At 66.2% G+C, this 21,322-nt stretch carries 21 protein-coding genes; 7 read left to right on the top strand and 14 right to left on the bottom strand.

The annotated features are described in order from the left end of the window. Positions 1-7 precede the first annotated feature (7 nt). The 11 genes from P1K30_RS20005 to P1K30_RS20055 form a co-directional block, all read right to left on the bottom strand. Positions 8-1,027: a Hint domain-containing protein gene (locus P1K30_RS20005; RefSeq protein ID WP_275634552.1), complete on the bottom strand. Its 1,020-nt coding sequence runs from the start codon at positions 1,025-1,027 to the stop codon at positions 8-10. A 78-nt stretch (positions 1,028-1,105) separates the two neighbouring features. After that, positions 1,106-1,582, bottom strand: a complete 477-nt coding sequence (locus tag P1K30_RS20010; RefSeq protein WP_275634553.1) for a methylated-DNA--[protein]-cysteine S-methyltransferase — start codon at positions 1,580-1,582, stop codon at positions 1,106-1,108. Positions 1,583-1,642: 60 nt separating this feature from the next. Continuing rightward, on the bottom strand, positions 1,643-2,005 hold the full coding sequence (locus tag P1K30_RS20015; protein WP_275634554.1) for a VOC family protein: 363 nt from the start codon (positions 2,003-2,005) through the stop codon (positions 1,643-1,645). 103 nt (positions 2,006-2,108) lie between these two features. After that, positions 2,109-2,975 (bottom strand): glutathione-dependent disulfide-bond oxidoreductase, encoded by an 867-nt coding sequence (gene yghU / locus P1K30_RS20020; RefSeq protein ID WP_275634555.1) that lies wholly within the window; start codon positions 2,973-2,975, stop codon positions 2,109-2,111. A gap of 140 nt (positions 2,976-3,115) precedes the next feature. Then, positions 3,116-4,165 carry an Ldh family oxidoreductase gene (locus tag P1K30_RS20025; protein ID WP_275634556.1) on the bottom strand — a complete coding sequence of 350 codons (1,050 nt, stop codon included), beginning with the start codon at positions 4,163-4,165 and terminating at the stop codon, positions 3,116-3,118. After that, the gene (locus P1K30_RS20030) at positions 4,162-5,121 is read right to left on the bottom strand and encodes an NAD(P)-dependent oxidoreductase (protein ID WP_275634557.1); all 960 of its coding nucleotides are present in this window, start codon (positions 5,119-5,121) and stop codon (positions 4,162-4,164) included. Before P1K30_RS20030 ends, P1K30_RS20025 begins: the two co-directional genes overlap by 4 nt. A gap of 55 nt (positions 5,122-5,176) precedes the next feature. Next, entirely contained in the window at positions 5,177-6,145 is a 969-nt protein-coding gene (locus P1K30_RS20035) for a 2-hydroxyacid dehydrogenase (protein ID WP_275634558.1), read from the bottom strand. Continuing rightward, a complete protein-coding gene (locus P1K30_RS20040; protein ID WP_275634559.1) occupies positions 6,142-7,764 on the bottom strand; it encodes an ABC transporter ATP-binding protein in 1,623 nt (540 codons plus the stop codon). Before P1K30_RS20040 ends, P1K30_RS20035 begins: the two co-directional genes overlap by 4 nt. Beyond that, positions 7,761-8,696, bottom strand: coding sequence for an ABC transporter permease (locus tag P1K30_RS20045; RefSeq protein ID WP_275634560.1), 936 nt, complete (start codon positions 8,694-8,696; stop codon positions 7,761-7,763). The genes P1K30_RS20040 and P1K30_RS20045 overlap by 4 nt, the downstream gene beginning before the upstream one ends. 10 nt (positions 8,697-8,706) lie before the next feature. After that, positions 8,707-9,621 (bottom strand): ABC transporter permease, encoded by a 915-nt coding sequence (locus P1K30_RS20050; protein ID WP_275634561.1) that lies wholly within the window; start codon positions 9,619-9,621, stop codon positions 8,707-8,709. A 107-nt stretch (positions 9,622-9,728) separates the two neighbouring features. Continuing rightward, positions 9,729-11,231 carry an ABC transporter substrate-binding protein gene (locus P1K30_RS20055; protein WP_275634562.1) on the bottom strand — a complete coding sequence of 501 codons (1,503 nt, stop codon included), beginning with the start codon at positions 11,229-11,231 and terminating at the stop codon, positions 9,729-9,731. A 182-nt stretch (positions 11,232-11,413) separates the two neighbouring features. Here P1K30_RS20055 and P1K30_RS20060 point away from each other — a divergent pair, with 182 nt between their 5' ends. Then, complete coding sequence (locus P1K30_RS20060; RefSeq protein ID WP_275634563.1) at positions 11,414-12,325, top strand: LysR family transcriptional regulator; 912 nt, start codon at positions 11,414-11,416, stop codon at positions 12,323-12,325. Between the two features lie 47 nt (positions 12,326-12,372). Here P1K30_RS20060 and P1K30_RS20065 read toward each other — a convergent pair whose 3' ends face one another. Further along, a complete protein-coding gene (locus P1K30_RS20065; protein ID WP_275634564.1) occupies positions 12,373-13,263 on the bottom strand; it encodes a DMT family transporter in 891 nt (296 codons plus the stop codon). 277 nt (positions 13,264-13,540) lie between these two features. On the opposite strand from P1K30_RS20065, the gene P1K30_RS20070 reads away from it, so the two are divergent. The 4 genes from P1K30_RS20070 (at position 13,541) to P1K30_RS20085 (ending at position 17,830) form a co-directional block, all read left to right on the top strand. After that, positions 13,541-14,686: a sialidase family protein gene (locus P1K30_RS20070; RefSeq protein ID WP_275634565.1), complete on the top strand. Its 1,146-nt coding sequence runs from the start codon at positions 13,541-13,543 to the stop codon at positions 14,684-14,686. Further along, positions 14,668-15,618, top strand: coding sequence for a 4-hydroxythreonine-4-phosphate dehydrogenase PdxA (gene pdxA, locus P1K30_RS20075; RefSeq protein WP_275634566.1), 951 nt, complete (start codon positions 14,668-14,670; stop codon positions 15,616-15,618). The genes P1K30_RS20070 and pdxA overlap by 19 nt, the downstream gene beginning before the upstream one ends. A 28-nt stretch (positions 15,619-15,646) precedes the next feature. Continuing rightward, complete coding sequence (locus tag P1K30_RS20080; RefSeq protein WP_275634567.1) at positions 15,647-16,552, top strand: dihydrodipicolinate synthase family protein; 906 nt, start codon at positions 15,647-15,649, stop codon at positions 16,550-16,552. Between the two features lie 156 nt (positions 16,553-16,708). Then, on the top strand, positions 16,709-17,830 hold the full coding sequence (locus tag P1K30_RS20085) for an iron-containing alcohol dehydrogenase (protein WP_275634568.1): 1,122 nt from the start codon (positions 16,709-16,711) through the stop codon (positions 17,828-17,830). A gap of 26 nt (positions 17,831-17,856) precedes the next feature. Here the strand turns inward: P1K30_RS20085 and P1K30_RS20090 are convergent, their stop codons facing one another. Beyond that, complete coding sequence (locus P1K30_RS20090) at positions 17,857-18,846, bottom strand: adenosine kinase (RefSeq protein WP_275634569.1); 990 nt, start codon at positions 18,844-18,846, stop codon at positions 17,857-17,859. Beyond that, positions 18,843-19,487: an endonuclease III gene (nth, locus tag P1K30_RS20095; protein ID WP_275634570.1), complete on the bottom strand. Its 645-nt coding sequence runs from the start codon at positions 19,485-19,487 to the stop codon at positions 18,843-18,845. Before nth ends, P1K30_RS20090 begins: the two co-directional genes overlap by 4 nt. 127 nt (positions 19,488-19,614) lie before the next feature. Here nth and P1K30_RS20100 point away from each other — a divergent pair, with 127 nt between their 5' ends. After that, a complete protein-coding gene (locus tag P1K30_RS20100; protein ID WP_275634571.1) occupies positions 19,615-20,466 on the top strand; it encodes a bifunctional helix-turn-helix domain-containing protein/methylated-DNA--[protein]-cysteine S-methyltransferase in 852 nt (283 codons plus the stop codon). A 139-nt stretch (positions 20,467-20,605) separates the two neighbouring features. Further along, positions 20,606-21,259, top strand: coding sequence for a YiaD family glycine zipper/OmpA-like lipoprotein (locus tag P1K30_RS20105; RefSeq protein ID WP_275634572.1), 654 nt, complete (start codon positions 20,606-20,608; stop codon positions 21,257-21,259). Positions 21,260-21,322 lie beyond the last annotated feature (63 nt).

Consider the following 21,322-nt stretch of genomic DNA (forward strand, 5'->3'; position numbering starts at 1 on the left):
ACCACAATCAAGCGACGCGGCGCACCGTTGCGGCAAGTCGCGGTGCGCTGACGCGCGGCAGATCCATCTCGGCCACGACGCGCGGCTTACGTTCGGCGGCGTTGTCGAACCCGTCCGCCGCGCGCTGGTCAAGATAGGTTTCGGCGGCGGCGCCTTCGGCGAGGATCAGTTCGTGGCGGTCCGTTTCGACATGGTAGTAGGTGAACGCATCACCCGCCGGTTCGCGCACGACGCCATACCCGTCGATCAGCGCCCCGGCGGTGACAAGGCAGCCGTCCAGCGCCAGCGCGTGATCCTGAGACAGGCGCAGGTCGCGCCGTGGCAGACCGCCGCCCAGCGCACCGGCGCGGATGCGAACGGGCGCGGTGCCGGGCTGTGTCCGGGGGGCCACCCTGCGGCGGCCCAGCCAGCGGACGCGCGTTTCCGCACCGTCGGCGGTCAGCACACGGTCGCCGGGGCGCAGCGCCTCGACGGCGACGGGGCCGGTGGGCGTGTCGATCCGGGTGCCTTCGCAAAAGCACAAGACGAAGATCAGGCCGTTGCCGCTGAGACCGTTGAAGACGATGGTGTCCGGCCCCGGCCCCGTGCTGCGGAAGCTGACATAATCGACCGGGCGTGACGGGTCGTTCCAGCTAAGCGCGCCGTTGGCGTCCAGCGCGGTGATCGTGGTCGTGGTCAGGAAGCTGCCGAAGGTGTCGGTCATCCGAACCACCCATGTGCCCGTCACGTCGCCCCAGCTGAAGACCACCGGCGCGCCGGCTGTGCCGGTCATTGCGTGGAAGCTGGGGCTGGCCGTCGGGGCGAAGAACAGGCCGAAACCGTCGTTGTCGTCGCCGCCGTCGCTGACCAGAAGCGGCGCGTCTGGGAAGTCACCGTTGCCGAAGCGGACAAGCTGGCTGCCGCCCGCGATGGACCCGGTGACGGTAAAGGTGACGCCATCGGCGACATTGTCGGCCCTTGGCGCGCCAGAGCCCGAGTAGGTGACCGCACTGGCCGCAAGATCGAGGAAGTCGAAGGACACCGGCATTGCCGAACCTGCCTTTCCATTTCACCCCAAGCCACGGTGGCGGGGCGGACCCCGCCTGTCAATCCGCGCGGGCCGGGTTCAGATCAGCAGCGAGGCCGCGCCTTCCAGTTTCAGCAGCGCGACCTTGGTCTCGACCCCGCCCGCGCCGGAATAGCCGCCCAGCCCGGTCGAGGACAGGATGCGGTGACACGGGATCAGGATCGGGATCGGGTTCCCGCCACAGGCCTGCCCGATCGCCTGCGCCGGGGCGTTCAGGTCGCGGGCAAGGTCGCCGTAGGTGCGCGTCTCGCCAAGCGGGATCGCCAGCATCGCGTCCAGCACGCGGGCCGACAGGCCGGTTACGCCGGGATTCAACGGTACGGTGAAGCGGGTCAGGCGGCCGTCGAAATAGGCGCGCAGTTCGGCGATGGTCTGGGCCAGCAGCGGCGCGTCGGGGCCGTCCAAGCTGTCCCGATCCGTTCCCCAGCCCGCGCAGGTGATGGCGCCGTCCACGGCCTCGACCCAGACGGGGCCGACCGGGGTCGCAAGTCCTGCGCGCTGTTGAACGGTTTTCATGCCGTCATCCATCCGCACCGGGGCGGTCACGGTCAATCCGGTTCCTGCGGATGTTCCGGATCAGACCTGCCGCGCGACGTACCAGCTTGTGCCGCAGGGCGTGCGGAAGCCGCCGCGCCGGTCGCCGTCGCCCTTTTCCATCACCGGCTGCAGCTCTTCCGCGCCCAGCTCCAGCGCCTTCGCCTGCACCGCGTCGGGATCGGCGACATAGATATGAACCATCGCCGGGGGGCCCTCTGCCCCGCCCATCATCAGGACGGTGTCGCCGATCCGGCATTCGGCGTGCATGATGCGGTCGCCGTCGGGGATGACGCGCAGACGTTCCGCGCCGAAGCACGCTTCGCAAAAGGCGAGCACGGCCTCTGGGTCGGGCACCATCAGATAGGCGGCAAGGTCGGTGTAGCCTTCGGGTTTATAGGTCATGGGCACAGGCTGCGCCCGGCGCGTGATTCCGTCAAACCCGGAATGCTGCCCCAGCGCAAACCGGGGGCCGGACCGGCGGCGAACCGCCGGACCGGGGGTATTCTCAGGCCTTGCCGAGCTTGTCGGCCGTCTTCGTCTCGAAGTCCGAGGCGTCGTGCCGCTCGGGCAGCTGGGTCGACGGGTCGCCTGCCGTGCGGTTGACCATGCGGCCCCGCTTGGCGGTCGGGCGGTCGTAGATCTTCTCGGCCCAGCGCACCACGTTGGTGTAGCTTTTCACGTCAAGGAACTCTGCCGCGTTGTATTGCCAGCCCATCACCAGCCCGCCGTACCAAGGCCAGATCGCCATGTCGGCGATGGTGTATTCGTTCGCAGCCATCCACTCGCGGTCGGCAAGGTGGCGGTCCAGCACGTCAAGCTGGCGCTTCACCTCCATCGAGAAACGGTCGATCGGGTACTGCCATTTCTCGGGCGCGTAGGCGTAGAAATGGCCGAAGCCGCCGCCAAGATAAGGCGCGCTGCCCATCTGCCAGAACAGCCAGTTCATCGTTTCGGTGCGTTTGTGGATGTCCTTCGGCAGGAAAGCGTCGAACTTCTCGGCAAGGTAGACAAGGATCGACCCGCTTTCGAACACCTTCACGATCGGATCTTCCGAGGTGTCGACCAGCGCCGGGATTTTCGAGTTCGGGTTCACGTCGACGAAGCCCGACCCGAATTGGTCGCCGTCGCCGATCCGGATCAGCCACGCGTCGTATTCGGCGCCCTTGTAGCCCGCGGCCAGCAGCTCTTCGAGCATCACGGTGACCTTCACACCGTTCGGCGTTCCCATCGAATACAGCTGGATCGGGTGCTTTCCGACCGGCAGTTCCTTGTCATGGGTGGGCCCGGCGATGGGCCGGTTGGTCGAGGCGAAGGTGCCACCGTTCTCCTTGTCCCAGGTCCAGACCTTGGGCGGGGTGTAGGTGTCGGTCATGCGGAAATATCCCTGCTGTCGTCATGTTTCCTGCAACATAGGCAATGCCAGCCGGAAACCCAATGGACGGCGGGGCCTGCGGTGACGCACAGGAAACGGCAGCGGCGCGCACAGCAAGACCGCGCGCGCCAGTCGGATCGTCAGATCGCGTCCAGCGGCGCCACGCCCAGCGCCTCGGCCCGGGGGGCGAGGCCCTGCATGATGCCGGGGTACAGCCGCACCCCGCCGGATTCAGCCTGCGCCCGTCGCTTCAGCGCCGCCTCGCCCGGCAGGCGCACGCGTTCCACGCCCGGACGCGGGGTCGAGGCATGGCAGGCGGCGGTCAGCCAGCCGGTCTGCCGCAGGAACGCCTCGCGGCCGCCGAACGCCTCGGGGTCCATCACCTGCACGGTGAAGGAACAGTTCATCCCCGACAGCGCGTCGGCGCGCCCGATCCCGGACAAGCCCTGCGTGACGGCTTCGACGGTCAGGGCAAGGCCATAGCCCTTCTGCCCGTGATCCAGCCCGCCGGTGGGCAGAACGGTTCCGCCGTTGAACACCACGTTGGGGTCGCGGCTGGGGGTGCCCTCGGCATCCATCAGCCACTCATGCGGATAGTCGCGGCCCTCGGCCACCAGCCGCTTGGCCATGTTGTTGGTGGTGATCGACGCCGAGATGTCGATCAGGATCGGATCGCCATCGGTCGGGATGCCATAGGCCACCGGGTCCGGCGAATAGACCGGGGTGATCCCTCCGAAGGGGGCCACCGTCGCCGCCGAGGGAGCGGACGACGCCAGCATGACCATCATGCCCGCGTCGGTCGCCTTTTGCAGGTACACCGCGTGGGCGCCGATGTGGTGCGCGTTGCCGACCGCGACGGTGCAGGTGCCATGCTCGGCGGCGCGCTCGACCGCCAGCGTCATCGCCTCGTCCGTCAGCCAAGCGCCGGGCAGACGCAGGCCGTCCCAGCAGACCGCCGCGCCGCGGTCGGACACCACCTTTGGCGTGCCGTCCTTGGTGACGGTGCCATTCTCGATCAGGTCCAGATACCACGTCGCAAGGCCCAGCCCGTGGGTGTCGTGTCCCATCGCGTCGGCATCGACAAGGTAACGCCCTACCGCCTCTGCCTGCGCGCGGCCCAGTCCGGCCGCGGTGAACACGTCCTGCGCCCAGCGGGTCAGGGCGGCCATATCGTAGCGGGGTTCGGTCATCGGTTCAGCTCCTTGCCGTTCAGCGCGCGTGCCGGAACGGCGCCGGTTTCGATCTCGGCGATGTCGTCCAGCACCATTTCTCCGGTGCGGATCACCGCGCCTTGCGTGTCGGCCCCGGTATGCGGCGAGTACAGGACGTTGGGCGCCTGCATCAGCCCCGAGGCCGGGTCAGGCGGTTCGGTCCGGAAGGCATCGACCGCAGCGCCCGCAAGCTGGCCGCTGACCAGCGCGGCGGCCAGCGCATCCTCGTCCACCACAATCCCGCGCGCATAGTTCACAAGGAACGCGCCCGGTTTCATCCGCGCGATCTCGGCCGCGCCGATCAGGTCGCGGTTCGCCTCGACCCCGGTGACGTGCAGGCTAAGCGTGTCGGCGCGCGCGATCACCTCGTCCGGGTCCGCAAGTTCGACGCCCATCGCCAGCGCCTCGGCGCTTGCGGCCTCGTCCGGGTCGTACCCGACCACGGTCATGCCGACGCCCAGCGCCATCCGCGCCACGCGCCCGCCGATCTGGCCCAGCCCAAGCAGGCCAAGGGTGGCGCCCGTCACCTCGCGCCCGCGCTGGCGCTCGAACCGGCCAGAGGCGACGCTGTCGTGGTTCCACAGCAGGTTGCGCGACAGGGCGAAGACGGCGCCGATCGCCAGTTCCGCCACCGACAGCGCGTTCGCGCCCGGGCAGCTTGTCACGACGATGCCGCGCGCCGTCGCGGCGGGAATGTCGATACTGTCGACGCCGACACCGTGTTTCAGCACCGCCTTGAGGTTCGGCGCCGCGTCCATCACCGGCCCGTCGATGCGGGGAAGCCCGGCGACAAGATACTGGGCCCGCGCAAGGGCCGCCTGCATCTCGGGGCCGTCTTCGATGACGCGCAGGATGGTATGGCCGGCGGCTTCGGCACGGTCCGCGATGTCCCCCGCCCGCGCGAAGGAAGGCGAGGTGGTCAGTAGGACAGCCATGCTTCGCCCGCCTTTCCTGTCGGCAGGGCCCTGCCCCGGCCGCCTATGTCTTGGATCATGCGCCTGCCGCGCTTTGCTTGACGTCGTTGACCGGGGTCAGCAGCGGTTTGCCCGCAAAGCAGGCGGCAAGGTTGTCCACCACCAGCTGCGCCATCGCGTCGCGCGTCTCGACCGTGCCCGAGGCATGGTGCGGGTACAGCGTGACGTTCGGCAGGCCGGTCAGCTCCGGGTTCGGGTTCGGTTCGTTCAGGTAAACGTCCAGCCCCGCGTCGCCCAGCGACCCGTCCTTCAGCGCGGCGATCAGGTCGGTCTCGTTAACCACGGACCCGCGCGCCACGTTGATCAGCGTGCCCTTGGGGCCCAGCGCCTTGCAGACGTCGGCGTTGATCATGCCCTCGGTCTCGGGCCCGCCGGGCACGATGACGATCAGGATGTCCGACCACTCCGCCAAGGACACGATGTCGGCGTGATAGGTATAGGGCACGTCCTTCTTCGACCGCGCCATATACCCCAGTTCCAGACCCAGCGGTTCGAACCGGCGGACGATGGCCTTGCCGATGGTGCCAAGACCGGCAATGCCCGCCTTTTTGCCGCGCAGCGCCGAGGTCAGCGGATACATCCCCTGCCGCCCCCAAGCACCCGTCTTCACATAGTCATGCCCCGCCACAAGGTGACGCCGGCACGCCAGCGTCAGCATCAGCGCGCAATCCGCCACGTCGTCGAACAGCGCGTCCGATGTGTTGGTGAAATGCACGCCCGCCTCGGTCAGCGCGTCGACGTCGATGTCCTCGAACCCGGCAGAAGAGCATGCGACGATTTTCAGGTTCGGCATCTTCTGAAGGTGCTCGCGCCGGAACGAGGCATGGCCGTTGATCACCACGCCCTCGCACTTCGGCCCGTGCTCGGCGATGAAGGCCGCCTTGTCCTCGGCCTGGTCGTAACGGTGCAGCGTGTAGGTTTCTTCCAGCTGCGCCATTTGCGGCGGCAATGTCGGGTAAACGACCAGCAGTTCGCGCTTGGTCATGCGGTCTTCTCCAGTTGCATTCGGGCTTTGCGGCGCTCGGCCTGCACCTCGGGGTCGGGATGCGGGGACGCGGCCAGCAGATCCTTGGTGTACTGTTCCTTCGGGTTCTCGAAGATCTCGCGCACGGGGCCCTGTTCGACAATCCGCCCGCCCTGCATCACCACCACCCGGTGCGCGAAGTCGCGCACCAGCGGCAGGTCGTGGGCAATGAACAGATAGCTGAGCCCAAGCTCTTCCTGCAGCCGTTTCAACAGCTGGATCACCTGAGCCTGAATCGACACGTCCAGCGCCGACACGGCTTCGTCGCAAATGATCAGACGCGGCGCCAGCGCCAGCGCGCGGGCGATGGCGATCCGCTGCCGCTGCCCGCCCGAGAACTGGTGCGGGTAGCGGTGCATGTGGCTGGCGTCCAGGCCGACGTGGTCCAGAAGCTCCTTGACCTTCGCCTTCCACTCCGACTTCGGGAGGATCTCGGGGTGGATGACGAAGGCTTCCGAAATGATGTCGAACACCGACATCCTCGGGTTCAGGGACTGCGTCGGGTCCTGGAACACCATCTGGATCTCGCGGCGCAGGTCGAACAGATCGGCGGGCGCCATCGTCACAAGGTCGCGACCCTCGTAGAAGGCGGCGCCGCCCGTGGCGTCCTCGAGCCGGAGAATGGTCTTGGCAAGCGTGGACTTGCCCGAGCCGCTTTCGCCCACGATCGCCACCGTCTCGCGCGGGAGCACCGTCAGCGTGGCGCTGTCCAGCGCGGTGAAGGCGCCATAGGCTTTGGACAGCCCCTCGATCTTCAGGATCGGCTCTTCACCGCCCACGGGCTGCGCCATCTCGCCCTCGCCCGGAACGGCGGCGATCAGCTTCTTGGTATAGGGATGCACAGGCGCCTTGTAGACCTGCGTGGCGGTGCCGCTTTCGACGATCTCGCCCTTGTTCATCACCACCACCCGGTCGGCGACCTCTGCCACCACGCCAAGATCGTGGGTGATCAGCAGAAGACCCATCCCGGTTTCTTCCTGCAATTCCTCCAGCAGTTCGAGGATCTGCGCCTGCACCGTCACGTCCAGCGCGGTCGTGGGTTCGTCCGCGATCAGGATGTCCGGCTTCATCGCCAGCGCCATCGCGATCATAAGGCGCTGACGCTGCCCGCCCGAGAACTGGTGCGGATAGGTGTCGACCTTGTTCTCGTAATCCGGAATACCGACCCGCTTCAGCAGTTCGAGCGTCCGCTCGCGCGCCTTCGCCTTGGGCGTCCCGTGGGCGGTCATCATCTCGGCGATCTGGAAGCCGACGGTATAGACCGGGTTCAGGTGGCTTAGCGGATCCTGAAAGATCATCGCGATACGTTGGCCATTCAGGTTGCGCCGCTCTTGATCGGACATTTTCAGGATGTCGCGCCCCTCGAACAGGATCTCGCCCGACACGATCTCGCCCGGGGGCGTGTCGATCAGGTTCATGATCGCCGAGGCGGACACCGACTTGCCCGAGCCGCTTTCGCCAAGGATGGCCAACGTCTCGCCCCGGTCGAGGTGCCAGGACACGTCACGCACCGCGTGCACCGTGCCCTGCGCCGTGTGAAAGTCGACCGTCAGGTTCTTAACTTCCAGAAGATGGCTCATTTCTTCTTCCTTGCGATTTCCAGCCGCCACCGCTGGACGGGATCAAGCGCGGTGCGCATCCAGTTGCTGAGAAGGTTCAGCGACAGCGTCGTCAGAACGATGGCAAGGCCCGGCCAGAACGACAGCCACCACGCGGTGGTCAGATAGGACCGCCCTTGCGCAACCATCAGGCCCCAAGTGATTTCCGGCGGCTGGATGCCGATGCCCAGGAAGGACAGCGAGCTTTCCGCCAGCATCACGAAGGCGAAGTCCAGCGTGGCGATGGTTACCAGCGTCGGGAACACGACGGGCAGGATGTGGCGGAACACGATCCGGTTGGTCGAGGCGCCCATGACCTGCGCCGCCTGTACGAACATCCGCTCGCGGATCTCCAGCACCTCGGCGCGGCAGGTCCGCAGGTAGATCGGGATGCGGGTGATCGCCAGCACGATGATCAGGTTCCCGACCGCGGGTTCCAGCATGTACAGCACGATCACGGCCAGCAGAAGCGACGGGAAGGACATGATCACGTCAGCCAGCCGCATGATCGCTTGGCTGCCCGCCTTGTTCGAATACCCGGCGATCAGGCCAAGGCCCGTGCCGATGATCATGGCGCAGACCACGGCGCCGGCGGCGACCATCATGGTGTTCTGCGCGGCCACGATGATCCGGGCGAGCAGCGGCCGGCCCAGCGCGTCGCCGCCCAGCCACATCGTCCAGTGCGCCGAGAAGTCGAACGGAGGCGCGTTGCGTCCCCGCAGGTTCTGCTTGGTGGCAAGGTCTTCCAGCAGCAGCGGGCCGAACAGGGCGCACAGCACGACGATGGTCAGGAAGATCGCGGCGCACAGCGCCAGCTTATCGCGCCACAGCATCCGGGCGATCTGGATGTAAGCCGGCGGCGCATCGGCGATGGCCGGCTGGTCCGAGGCGATATTGGGGGTCACATCAGTCATGGCCATACGCTCAGTACCGGATGCGCGGATCAAGCACCGCGTAGAGGATGTCGATCAGCAGGTTCATTACGAAGATGGCGAAGGCGGTGACCATGATCGCGGCAAGGATCACCGCGAAGTCACGCTGAAGGATCGAGTCGATCATCAGTTTGCCGACACCGGGGAAGCCGAAGATCGTCTCGACCACGACCGCGCCGTTCAGCAGCGCCGCCGCCTGATCGCCGATCACGGTGATCACCGGCAGCATCGCGTTGCGCAGGGCGTGGACGAAGATGATCGGCCGGTTCTTCAGGCCCTTGGCCCGCGCCGTCTTCACATAGGCCGACGACAGGGTCGAGATCATCGACCCCCGCACGACCTGCAGGATCAGGCCGAAGGGCCGGATGAACAGCACCGCGATGGGCAGGATCCAGTATTCCCATCCGCCTGTACCGGACGTGGGCACCCAGCCCAGCCCGACCGAGAAGACGACGATCGCGACGATCGCGATCCAGAAGTCCGGCGCGCTGGCGCCGATCAGCGAGAAGAAGGTCGCCAGACGATCGAAGATGCCGCCGACCCGATAGGCCGCGAGGCTGCCGACGATGATCGCCATCACGGTGACAAGCGTCATGGTGATGACGGCAAGCTGAAGCGTCCACGCAAAGCCACGCAGAACCGCGTCCAAGGCGGGTTCGGCCCGACGGATCGACATACCGAAGTCGAAATGCAGAAGGTCCCAGACATAATTGCCGAACTGGACCAGCAGCGGGTCGTTCAGACCGTGGATGTTACGAAAGTTCTCGCGTGCCTCGGCGCTGGCGTCGACCGGCAGATACAGATCCGTCGGATCGCCGGTCAGCCGGCTGAGGAAGAAGACGAGAATAACAAGCCCGATCAGCGAGAAGGCGCTCGCCACGGCTCGTTTTCTGAGGAAGGATTTCATCGCTCGGCCCCCAAGTTATCGGCCACTGAGTGGTGGTGTCCGGCCATGTGGCCCGGAAGGGAACGTGGGGGCGGACGCATGGCCCGCCCCCATCTATTGGCTTTTGTTTAGTTGAACGAGATCTGCGACAGTTGCAGTTCGCTGTTCGCCTTGATGGTCGGCTCGAAGCTCAGACGCTCGTTCACCCGGCTGAAGCCAACCATGTGGAACAGCTGGACGTCGTAGGCGTTGCCGTCGTGGATGTAGGTCATCACGTCGGACCACATCTGCGCACGGTCGTCGCCGGTCGCACCGGTGGCTTCGGCGATCATCGCGTCAAGGTCGGGATCACGCACGCCGGACTGAAGCCCCTCGGAGTCGTACTTGAAGTACATCGAGAAGACCGGGTCGCCGTTGGCGTTGTCGTGCATCGCCGCGACGATGGTCGGGCCGCGATCTTCCGGGAACGGCTGCGAGTACTGTTCCAGCCACTCGGCAACTTCGACCATCTGCAGATCGACGTTGAAGCCGACTTCTTCCCACATCGCCACGATGGCTTCGAGGGTCTCGACCACGTTGCCCCAGTTGTTGTTCCGGCCGATGAAGGTGATCTCCATGTCGGTCGGGACACCGTCGGCGGCAGCTTCTTCAAGCAGCTCGCGGGCACGGTCCGGGTCGTAGGCAAACGGCGCCATGTCGGCGTTGTAGCCCAGCGTGGACGGCGGAACGACTGCGTTCGCAAGAAGGGTGCCGTCGGCAAGGATGGTGCCGATGAACGCTTCGCGGTCGACCGCGTAGTTCAGCGCCTGACGCACGCGGATGTCGTCAAGCGGCGCCATCGTGGTGTCGGGACGCAGGTACACGGTTTCCGAGTTCGGGTACGAGAAGTCGGTTTCCGGGTTGGTCGCATCCTGCAGCGCGATGTTCGGCGCGATATCCGCCTCGCCCTGCTGAACCATCGCCGAACGCACAGCCGAGTCCGCACGGAACACGTAGGTGGCGCCGGTGACTTCCGGGGTTTCGCCCCAGTAACCGTCGTACAGCGAGACCTTGATGTCCTGACCGCGGTTATACTCGTCGAACGTGTAGGGCCCGGTGCCGATCGGCTGGGTCACCAGTTCGTCCATCGGAGTTTCCTCGGGAACGACGGTCACGGTCGACATCAGCAGCGGAAGAATCGGCTGCGCCGGGTCCGCGGTGATGTTGATCGTGTGGTCGTCCACGATTTCGGTCGTCAGCGTGGTGCCGCCGAAGAACTTGGCCCCGATTTCGCAGGTGATGTCCTCGGACTTGATGCGCGCCAGCGAGTGCGCCACGTCGGCTGCGGTCATGTCGCTGCCATCGTGGAAGGTCACGCCTTCACGCAGCTTGAACTGCCAAGTGCCGTCGCCCATGTCTTCCCACTCGGTGGCAAGACGCGGCTGAAGGCCTTCGCCCGGCAGCAGCTCGGTGATGGTTTCGGACACGTTCTGCAGCAGCACGCGGCCGACGTTGGACCGCGACGCCTCGCAGGGCTCGACGATGTCGAGTTCTTCGGACAGGACGATAGTGACGTCCGTGTCACCGCCCTGGGCAAACGCAGCCGTCGACGATAGCAGCAGCGCCGCGACGCCACCGAATTTCCTGATCATTGTGATACCTCCCTAGGTGTCTTTCTCGCCGGCAAATCCTCCCGCGCCGGCAGAGCTTCCGTTTTTGCGGAAACAGTCTGGAGTGTACGGGGGCCGTGACCCATGTACATTCCAATGATGGATTGAATTGATCCAATTTGTGGATCACTCTGCCGCCGTCCCCCTCTGCGGAAGGATATCGGATGGCCGGCGGAAAGTACGAATTCTCGCAGCTGCGCTGCTTTGTTGCGGTTGCGGAAGAGCTGAACTTCCGACGCGCGGCGGAACGCCTGCACATGACCCAGCCGCCGCTGTCGCGGCAGATCCGCTTGCTGGAACACGGTCTGGGCCTGCAACTGCTGGAGCGGACGAACCGCCGCGTGTCGCTGACCCCGGCGGGCGAAAGCTTTTACGACTCGGCCACCGACATGTTGCAGCGGTCCGAGCACGCGATCCTTAAGGCGCGGCAGGCGCAGCGCGGGCAGTCCGGCAGCATCGCGCTGGGGTTCGTGCCCTCTGCGGCGCTGGAGTTCGTGCCGCGCATCGTGACGATGGCCGCAGAGCGGTTTCCCGGCGTGACGCTCGATCCGACCGAGATGATGAGCTACGAGATCGTCGAGGCGCAGCGGTCCGGCCGATTGGATCTTGGCCTGACGCGGATGGAACAGACCCGCCCCGAAATCGCGCGCGAACGCGTCGTCAGCGAGCCATTCATCCTTGCGATCCCGCGCAGCCACCCGCTGGCCGACAAGGCCAACCCCATGCTCGAGGACCTGAACGGGGCGCCCTTCGTCGGCTACTCGACCGAGCGGGGCGGTTTCGTGCGCGAGACGCATCAGACGCTTCTGAGTTCCAGAGGCGTCACGCCGCGGATCGTGCAAGAGGTCAGCCAGACCCACACCGTGCTGGCGATGGTCAACAGCGGCATCGGCGCGGCGCTGGTGCCCGCCTCGTCCCGCGTGCTGGGTATGAAGAACGTGCGCTTCGTCGATCTCGACCTGCCGCGCCAGTTCCGCAGCGACCTGTACCTGATTTACCGGGCGGGCGAGCGGACGGTGCTGCAGGAACGGATGCGGCAGCTGATCGTCGAGGCATTGGCGCCCTACAACGACTGACCGCGCACGCCGCGCCACATGATCTGCCAGAAAATTCTGCCCCCGGATCATATCTCGCGATCCTTCCGGGACCGGGCGCTGCGCGCCATCAGCAGCGTGGCGCCGAAGATCACCGTGCCGCCGATCCAAGTGGTCAGCGGAACCTCTTGCGCGAACAGAAGATAGCCCAGCGCCGCCACCAGCGGCAGCCGCAAGAAGTCGATCGGCACCAGCAGCGACGCCTCGGCTAGCGAAAACGCCCGCGTCAGCATCCCCATGTTCAGCGCGCCCAGCGCACCCTGCAGCGCCAGAAGACCCCACTCGGCCGGTGTCGGCGTGGTCCAGAACAGCGCCGCGGGCACCGCCGCGATCGGCACCGTGGCGATCAGGTTCCACGCCACCAGCGTTTCCGTGGAATCCCGCCCGGACATCGGTTTCAGCAGCAACTGGATCACCGCCGTCAGCAAAGCGCCCGCCAGCGCGAAGACCAGCCCCGGCGACACTGCGCCCTGCCCCGGCCGCAGCACCAGCAGAACGCCCGCGAAGCCCACCAGCACCGCGATTACCCGGATCGCGCGCGGGCTTTCCGACAGGAACACCCACGCCCCGATGGTCACGAAGATCGGCGCTGCGAACATAATTGCCGTCACATCGGCCAGCGGTGACAGGGCGAAGGCGAAGAAGAAGGCAATCAGCGACGCCAGCTTCAGCGCCGCGCGCAGGATATGCAGCACGCGATAGTTCGACCGCATGATCCCGGGCCGGGACAGGATGAACGGCAGGAACACCAACAGTCCGAACAGCGCCCGCGTGAAACCCATCACGAAGGGATGCACGCCCGACGACAGCTGCCGCGCCAGCACGGCGTCCGTCGCGCTGAGAACCGCCACGCCGACCATCAGCGCCACGCCAAGCATCTGCTTTTTGTCCGGATGCACCGGATTGCTGTTCGATGACATGAGTGTCCATCTTCTCCCCGAAACCGCGCGTGTCTCCTCGGCGGCCTCCTCATGACGACCGTCCATCATGAGACCCCTACTTGTCAATCACATAATTCCGAACCTCTCAAAGCCGCGCCGAGCAATTCATTTTATTGTTTATTTTCAATCCTAAAACAAAACCAAAGCGCCTCGACAAATTGAGGTTGCATCTTTTTCAACTTGACAACTTTGCTCTTCAGCCCGAAACATCCTCGCCGCGGACATGACCCGCAGACCAGTACGGAAAGACGATTCGATGGCGCTTGCGACACCCGCCGAAATCGCCGATGGCATGGACGGCATCCTGCGAACCACAAGTCCCGCCCGGCGCGAGGCCTTGCTGGACAGTCCTTGCATCCAGAACCACGCGGCCTTCCTTTCGGAAGCGCCGGACGGTGTGCACTGTCTGTGGTTCGGCGGCTCTCTGGAGGGGAAGTCGGACATCTCCATCTATCGTTCATCACTCACGGATTCCGGCTGGGAAAAGGCGGTCCGGGTCACTGACGACCCGGACCGTTCCGAACAGAACCCGGTGGAATTCGACGCCCCTGACGGGCGCCGTCTGCTGCTGCACACCGCGCAGCCCGGCGGCAATCAGGATCGGTGCGTCGTGCGGATGCGCGTGCTGGGCGAGACGCCGGAGGACCTGACGCTGCCCGCCGGCACCTTCATCCGCGGCCCGGTCCACGTCCGGTCCGACGGGGCGTGGATGCTGCCGCTGTTCCGCTGCGTGTCCCGTCCGGGCGAGAAGTGGACCGGCAGCCACGACACCGCCGCGCTGGCGATCAGCACCGATAGCGGCGCGACATGGCGCGAGATCGAGGTTCCCGGGTCCATCGGCTGCGTGCACATGACGCTGGTGCCGCTGGGCGGTGCCCGGTGGGCGGCCTTCTTCCGCCGCCGGCAGGCCGATTTCGTCTACCGCACCGACAGCGAGGACGACGGCGAAAGCTGGTCGGTCCCGCAGGCCACCGACGTGCCCAACAACAACTCGTCCATCTCGGTGATCCGCCTTGCGGACGGCCGGATCGCGATGGCCTGCAACCCGACCAACGCCGCCGAGCATCCCGAGGCCCGGCGCGAGTCGCTGTACGACGAACTGGGCGAGGCTGACGACCGGCCCAACGCCAGCGGCGGCTGCAACCCTACGTGGGGCGTGCCGCGTGCGCCGATGACCCTGTGCTTTTCCGAGGACGAGGGCAAAACCTTCCCGGTGCGCCTGACGGTCGAGGACGGCCCCGGCTCTTGCCTGCACAACAACTCGGTTGACGGCAGCAACAAGGAAATGTCCTACCCCTCGCTGATCCAGGCGACGGACGGCACCCTGCACCTCGCCTATACCTACCACCGGCGCGCCATCAAGCACGTGGCGCTAGGCCCCGAATGGCTGGAGCAGCAATGATCGGCATCACGATGGGAGACCCCGCCGGGGTCGGGCCCGAAGTCACCCTGAAGGCGGTCGACGCCATGTCCCCCGAGGACCAAGCGCAGACCCGCATCTTCGGCTGCCGTGCAACGCTTGAGGCGGCGCAAAAGGCCGTGGGCACCAGCGTCGATCTTGACGCGGTGCTGATCGACATCCCCGTCGAGGGCGCCCCGCTGCCCTTCGGCGTCGAAGATCCCCGCGCGGGCGATGCCGCCTTCCGCTTCGTCGAGGCGGCTGTCCGCGCCGCCGAGGCGAACGAGATCGGCTGCATCGTGACCGCACCGCTGAACAAGGCGACGCTGAACGCGGCGGGTCATCACTATGACGGCCACACCGGGATGCTGGCGCACCTGACCGGCCAACCGAAGGCATGGATGATCCTTGCCTCGGACAAGCTGAAGGTGATCCACGTTTCGACCCACGTCTCGCTGAAAGACGCGATCGACCGCGCGACGCCGGAACAGATCCTGAAGACCATCCGCATCGGCAACGACCACCTGAAGCGCATCGGCTATGACAAGCCGCGCATCGCCGTCGCGGGCATCAACCCGCATTGCGGCGAAGGCGGGCTGTTCGGCACCGAGGATGACGTGCAGGTCGTCCCCGCCGTGAAGGCCGCGCAGGAAGAGGGCATCGACGCGCATGGCCCGATTTCGGCCGACACGCTGTTTCACCGCGCCTACAACGGCGCCTTCGACCTGATCGTCGCGCAGTACCACGACCAAGGGCACATCCCGGTCAAGCTGGTCGCCTTCGACACCGGGGTGAACGTCACGCTGGGACTGCCGATCGACCGCACCTCGGTCGACCACGGCACCGCCTTCGACATCGCGGGCAAAGGCATCGCGAACCACGAGAACATGGTCCACGCCATCGCATACGCACGAAAGCTGGCTGCCGGGCGCTGACCCGGCAAAAGGCCAAAGGGAGGAAGACTTGAACCACGCAATCCAAGGCGTTCACTGCGCCGCCGCTACGCCTGTCGATGCCGACGGGCGGCCCGACCTGCCGCTGTACGTCGATCACTGCACGAAGCTGATCGAAGAAGGCTGCCACGGCATCGCCATGCTGGGCACCACCGGCGAGGCGAACAACTTTGCGGCCAAGGACCGGATGGCGCTGCTGGACGGGCTGATCGAAGGCGGGCTGGAACCCGGCACCATCCTGCCCGGCACCTCGACCCCCAACATCCCGGAAACGATCGAACTTTCGTCCCACGCGGTGAAGGCCGGTGCGAAGGGCGTCGTGCTGCTGCCGCCGTATTACTACAAGGGCGTCAGCGACGAGGGGCTGTACCGCTTCTATTCGCGCGTGATCGAGGGCGTCGGCGACGACGCGATGCGGATGGTGTTCTATCACATCCCGCAGGTCACGCAGATCCCGATCTCGCACGACCTGATCGAACGCCTGATGGACGCCTTCCCCGGTATCGTCGTGGGGATCAAGGATTCGTCCGGCGATCTCGAGAACATGAAAACCATGTGCGACCGCTTCCCCAAACTGGGCGTGCTGGCCGGGGCCGACCCGATGATGCTGCCGCTGCTGCGCGTCGGCGGGGCGGGCTGCATCACCGCCACCTCGAACCTGCGCGCCGACATGCTGCGCGTGGTCTGGGAAACGTGGGACAAGCCCGGCCGCGAGGCCGAGGTCGAGTCCGCGCAGGACACGATCAACGAATGGCGCACGCTGTCGAACAGCTATGTCCAGCTGCCCACCGTGAAGGCGATGATCGCCCGATCGCGTGGCAACGACGGCTGGATGCGGGTGCTTCCGCCGCTGGTCGAGGTCACCGAGACCGAGCGCGATGCGATCTGGGCCGAGATGGAGAAGCTGGGGGGCTGACCCCCGAGGGAAGAGACAAGGGCAGCGCCGGCCCGAGGGGTGGCGCACAAGCGCCGCCCCGTGGGGGCGGGTCGGCGCTGCCCGGCGTTGCCGCCGGGCGGACGCTTTGAACTAAGCGCCGCACTGAACAAGAGAACCCGCCAGAGGGAGGAATACATGGACATTTCCCGCGCGATCACCCTGCACCTGCCCAAGCGGATCGAGATCGGCAAGGGCGCCGCCGCCCGCCTTGGCGACTGGGCGAAACCCTACGCCCGCGTCTTCGTCGTGGCCCAGCCCGTCACCGCGCCGATGGTCGATAAACTTGGCCTGTCCGGGGACGTCAGCGTCTTCACCGACGTGGCGCCCGAGCCGAAGGACACCGACCTGACCGCCGCGCTGGAGGCCGCCCGCGCCCACAAGCCCGACCTTATTATCGGTCTGGGTGGCGGTTCGGTCATGGACGTGGCCAAGCTGGTGGCGGTGCTGTGGGACAGCGAACAGTCGCTGGCCGACGTCGCGGGGCCGAACAAGGTCGCGAAGAAATGTTCGGACCTCGCGCAGATCGCCACCACTGCCGGCACCGGGTCCGAAGGCGGCATCCGCGCGCTGGTGACCAACAGCGAAACCAACGCCAAGACCGCCGTGGAAAGCCCGCTGATGGTGGCCGACATCGCGGTGCTGGACCCCGATCTGACGATGACGGTGCCCGCTGCCGTGACCGCAGCCACCGGCGTCGATGCGCTGGCCCACTGCGTCGAGGCCTTCACCAACGTCAACGCTCACCCGCTGATCGACGGCTATGCCCGCATGGGGATGACGCTTGCGGGCAAGTTCCTGAAACGCGCGGTCGAGAACGGCGACGATGCCGAGGCGCGGGCCGGGATGCTGATGGCGTCGTTCTACGGCGGCCTGTGCCTTGGCCCCGTGAACACCGCAGCGGGCCACGCGCTGGCCTATCCGCTGGGCAGCCACGCCAACCTGCCGCATGGCATCTCTAACGCGCTGATCTTCCCGCATGTTCTGGCGTTCAACGCGCCGTCGGTGCCGGAAAAGACCGCCGAGGTGCTGGAAGCCCTTGGCCTGCCGGCCTCTGCTGATCCGGCCGAGGTGCTGGACAGTGCGTCGGGCTTCTGCCGCGATCTTGGGATCGACATGGCGCTGCGCAGCCACGGCGTGACGGCGAACGATCTGCGGCCTTGGGCGGAAGAGGCGCACGGCATCCGGCGCCTGATGGACAACAACCCGCGCGACATGAGCGTGGACGATGTCGAAGAGATCTATCGCGCGGCCTTCTGAGGGCCGCGCGACAAATCGGATCTGGATCAGATCAGGCCTTCGGCCTTGAACAGTTCCTTCAGATCGGCTTCGGGGCGCGGGCCCATGTGGCCGATCACCTCTTTCGCGGCGACGCAGCCCATCTTGCCGCAGGTCGCAAGGTCGGCGCCGGTGACATAACCGTACAGGAACCCGGCGGCGAACTGGTCGCCCGCGCCGGTGGCGTCCACCGGGGTCACGAAATCGACCGGAACCACGGCTTCCTCGTCGCCCTTGACCAGCACAACATCCTTGCCCGAGCGGGTGCAGACGATCAGCCCGGACTCGGACGCCGCCTGTTCAAGCGCCGCGCCAAGGTCGTCGGTCTCGTACAGCGAGGTCCACTCCTGCTCGTTGCCGATGACGAAGTCGAGCTCTTTCACCAGACGGCGGAAGTCGGCGCGGTGACGGTCGACGCAGAACGGATCCGACAGCGCGATGCCCGCCACGCCGCCCGCGTCGCGGCACAGCTTGGCGGCACGCTCGAAGGCTTCTTTGCCCTTCGGCTTGTCGTACAGATAGCCCTCTAGGAACAGCAGCTTGGTCGAGCCCGCCACGTCGTCCGACACGTCGTCGGGGCCGACTTCGGACGAGATCCCAAGATAGGTGTTCATCGACCGCTCGCCGTCGGGCGACACGAAGATCATCGAACGCGAGGTCGGCAGTTCGCCGCCCGCGACGGGCGCGTTGACGAAGTCGGTGCCGTCTTCCTGCATGGCGTCGGCGTAGAACCGGCCCAGTTCGTCGTCGCTGACGCGGCCGATGAAGGCGGTCGACAGGCCGAGGTTTCCGAGACCGGCCAGCGTGTTCGCCACCGAGCCGCCGGGCGCCTGAATCCGCTCTTCCATCGCATCGTACAGCAGTTCGCCGCGTTCCTGCTCGATCAGCTGCATGATCCCCTTCTGGATCCCCATCTTGTCAAGGAACGCGTCCTCGGTCTGGGTCAGCACATCGACCACGGCGTTGCCGATGCCGACAACCTCGTAGGATTTCGTCATATGGTCTTCTCCTCGTAGGGACAAAGGTCTTCGATTGGGCACACGGCGCATTTCGGTTTGCGCGCGGTGCAGATGTAGCGGCCGTGCAGGATCAGCCAGTGATGCGCGTGGCGCTGGTATTCGGCGGGGACGTTGTCCTCGATCGCCCGCTCGACAGCATCCACGTCCTTGCCGGGCGCGATGCCCGTGCGATTACCGACGCGAAAGATATGCGTGTCCACCGCCTGCGCGGGATGGCCCCACCACATGTTCAGAACCACGTTCGCGGTCTTGCGACCCACACCCGGCAGCGAGACCAACGCCGCGCGCGAACTGGGCACCTTGCCGCCATACTCGTCGACAAGGATGCGGCTTAGCTTGATGACGTTCTTCGCCTTGTTGCGGTACAGGCCGATCGTCTTGATGTGCTCGATCACGCCTTCCTCGCCCAGCGCCAGCATCTTCTCGGGCGTGTCGGCGATCTTGAACAATTCGCGCGTGGCGCGGTTCACGCCTGCGTCTGTCGCCTGCGCCGACAGCGCCACGGCGACCACCAGCGTATAGGCGTTGACGTGATCCAGTTCGCCTTTCGGCTCCGGCTCGCTGTCGTGGAAGCGCCGGAAGATCTCGCACATCGTGTTGTAGTCAAGCTGCTTGGCCATGCCACCGTTTGGCACGGGGTCCCGCGTGGCTGCAAGCGCAACCGGCCATCCTGTTGCCATAGCGCAGGAAACGGGTCGCCGCAGACGGCACCGTGCCATAAATTGGGGCCAATCAAGGATGACCACGATGACCCAGCAAAGCCAGGAAGACAGTTACCACTTCGCCGTGATGCGGCGCGCCATCGACCTGATCGACGAAGGCGCCGCCGATGGCCTGTCGCTCGACGAACTCGCGGGCGCGATGAAAATGAGCCCGGCACATTTCCAGCGCCTGTTCAGCCGGTGGGTCGGCGTTTCGCCCAAGCGGTACCAGCAGTACCTGACGCTGGACCACGCCCGCGCGATGCTGCGGTCGAACTTCACCACGCTGGCCACCAGCCACGCCGTCGGGCTGTCCGGCCCCGGCCGTCTGCACGACCTGTTCCTGCGGTGGGAGGCGATGAGCCCCGGCGACTATGCCCGCGCCGGAGAGGGGCTGACGATCCTGTGGGGCTGGTTCGAAAGCCCGTTCGGCCCGGCGCTGGTGATGGGCACCGACAAAGGTATCTGCGGCATCGGCTTTGCCGCCGAAACCGGCGAGGAAGCGGCGATGGAGGATCTGCTGTCGCGCTGGCCCAAGGCCACTTTCGTCGAGGATCCGATGGCCCTGCGGCCTTGGGTGCTGAACGCCTTCGGGGTCGAGGACGCGGGCCAGCCGACGCCGCTGTTCCTGATCGGCGCCCCGTTCCAGATCAAGGTCTGGGAGGCGCTGCTGTCGATCCCCACGGGACAGGTCACGACCTATTCCGAGATCGCCCGCGCCATCGGCAACCCCCGCGCCGTCCGCGCGGTGGGCACCGCCGTGGGCCGCAACCCGATCAGTTGGCTGATCCCGTGCCACCGCGCCCTGCGCAAGTCCGGGGGGCTGGGCGGCTATCACTGGGGGCTGCCGGTCAAGCGTGCGCTTCTCGCCTACGAATCCGCCCGCGCCGAGGCATGATCCCGCGTTTCAGCGACGTGATTTTGCAGGCGAAGAACCGCTCACGATCGCGAGGCATGGCCTTGGAGCCGACCCGCGCTAGCTGTAAGTTCCTCGCAACGCAAAGCACGAGCAGAGGGCAAAAGATATGCCGATCACCATGAAAACTCCGCTGGTCCTGGCCACCGTATCGGCCTTGGCCCTGACCGCCTGTACCAGCCCGGACACCCCCACGAACAACCCGAACCAGCGCACTGGCGAAGGCGCCGCAATCGGCGGCCTTCTGGGCGCGCTTGCCGGCGTTGCCGTCGGCGACGATGCCGGCTCGCGCCGCCGTGGCGCGCTGATCGGTGGCCTCGTCGGCGCCGGCGTCGGCGCGGCGGTGGGCTATGACCTTGACAAGCAAGCCGCCGAACTGCGCCGCGACTTCGACAACTCGGGCATCCAGATCATCAACAACGGCAACACGCTGACCGTGCGGATGCCGCAGGATATCCTGTTCCCGACCGACAGCGCCGCCGTCAGCCCGACCCTGCAGGGCGACCTGCGCGTTCTGGCCAACAGCCTTCAGCAGTACCCGAACTCGGTCGTGCAGGTGGTGGGCCACACCGACAATACCGGCGCCGCCTCGTACAACCAGGACCTATCGGTCCGCCGTGCGAACGCCGTTGCGTCGGTCCTGATCGGCGCGGGCACCCCGTCGTCGCGCGTCTCGGTCAGCGGCCGGGGCGAGGATGCGCCCATCGCATCGAACCTGACGCCGGAAGGCCGCGCGCAGAACCGTCGCGTGGACATCACGATCATCCCGAACTGATCCACCGGATCGGAACGGACACGAAGGCCGGGCCAAGCGCCCGGCCTTTTTCGTTTGCCGACC

The organism is Psychromarinibacter halotolerans, from assembly GCF_029168315.1.
Classification (GTDB): Bacteria; Pseudomonadota; Alphaproteobacteria; order Rhodobacterales; family Rhodobacteraceae; genus Psychromarinibacter; species Psychromarinibacter halotolerans.

What these genes read in the sequence shown, in the direction of transcription:
- P1K30_RS20005 (WP_275634552.1), bottom strand. Translation starts at nt 1,027, where the DNA reads ATGCCGGTGTCCTTCGACTTCCTCGATCTTGCGGCCAGTGCGGTCACC.
- P1K30_RS20010 (WP_275634553.1), bottom strand. Translation starts at nt 1,582, where the DNA reads ATGAAAACCGTTCAACAGCGCGCAGGACTTGCGACCCCGGTCGGCCCC.
- P1K30_RS20015 (WP_275634554.1), bottom strand. Translation starts at nt 2,005, where the DNA reads ATGACCTATAAACCCGAAGGCTACACCGACCTTGCCGCCTATCTGATG.
- yghU (WP_275634555.1), bottom strand. Translation starts at nt 2,975, where the DNA reads ATGACCGACACCTACACCCCGCCCAAGGTCTGGACCTGGGACAAGGAG.
- P1K30_RS20025 (WP_275634556.1), bottom strand. Translation starts at nt 4,165, where the DNA reads ATGACCGAACCCCGCTACGATATGGCCGCCCTGACCCGCTGGGCGCAG.
- P1K30_RS20030 (WP_275634557.1), bottom strand. Translation starts at nt 5,121, where the DNA reads ATGGCTGTCCTACTGACCACCTCGCCTTCCTTCGCGCGGGCGGGGGAC.
- P1K30_RS20035 (WP_275634558.1), bottom strand. Translation starts at nt 6,145, where the DNA reads ATGACCAAGCGCGAACTGCTGGTCGTTTACCCGACATTGCCGCCGCAA.
- P1K30_RS20040 (WP_275634559.1), bottom strand. Translation starts at nt 7,764, where the DNA reads ATGAGCCATCTTCTGGAAGTTAAGAACCTGACGGTCGACTTTCACACG.
- P1K30_RS20045 (WP_275634560.1), bottom strand. Translation starts at nt 8,696, where the DNA reads ATGACTGATGTGACCCCCAATATCGCCTCGGACCAGCCGGCCATCGCC.
- P1K30_RS20050 (WP_275634561.1), bottom strand. Translation starts at nt 9,621, where the DNA reads ATGAAATCCTTCCTCAGAAAACGAGCCGTGGCGAGCGCCTTCTCGCTG.
- P1K30_RS20055 (WP_275634562.1), bottom strand. Translation starts at nt 11,231, where the DNA reads ATGATCAGGAAATTCGGTGGCGTCGCGGCGCTGCTGCTATCGTCGACG.
- P1K30_RS20060 (WP_275634563.1), top strand. Translation starts at nt 11,414, where the DNA reads ATGGCCGGCGGAAAGTACGAATTCTCGCAGCTGCGCTGCTTTGTTGCG.
- P1K30_RS20065 (WP_275634564.1), bottom strand. Translation starts at nt 13,263, where the DNA reads ATGTCATCGAACAGCAATCCGGTGCATCCGGACAAAAAGCAGATGCTT.
- P1K30_RS20070 (WP_275634565.1), top strand. Translation starts at nt 13,541, where the DNA reads ATGGCGCTTGCGACACCCGCCGAAATCGCCGATGGCATGGACGGCATC.
- pdxA (WP_275634566.1), top strand. Translation starts at nt 14,668, where the DNA reads ATGGCTGGAGCAGCAATGATCGGCATCACGATGGGAGACCCCGCCGGG.
- P1K30_RS20085 (WP_275634568.1), top strand. Translation starts at nt 16,709, where the DNA reads ATGGACATTTCCCGCGCGATCACCCTGCACCTGCCCAAGCGGATCGAG.
- P1K30_RS20090 (WP_275634569.1), bottom strand. Translation starts at nt 18,846, where the DNA reads ATGACGAAATCCTACGAGGTTGTCGGCATCGGCAACGCCGTGGTCGAT.
- nth (WP_275634570.1), bottom strand. Translation starts at nt 19,487, where the DNA reads ATGGCCAAGCAGCTTGACTACAACACGATGTGCGAGATCTTCCGGCGC.
- P1K30_RS20100 (WP_275634571.1), top strand. Translation starts at nt 19,615, where the DNA reads ATGACCCAGCAAAGCCAGGAAGACAGTTACCACTTCGCCGTGATGCGG.
- P1K30_RS20105 (WP_275634572.1), top strand. Translation starts at nt 20,606, where the DNA reads ATGAAAACTCCGCTGGTCCTGGCCACCGTATCGGCCTTGGCCCTGACC.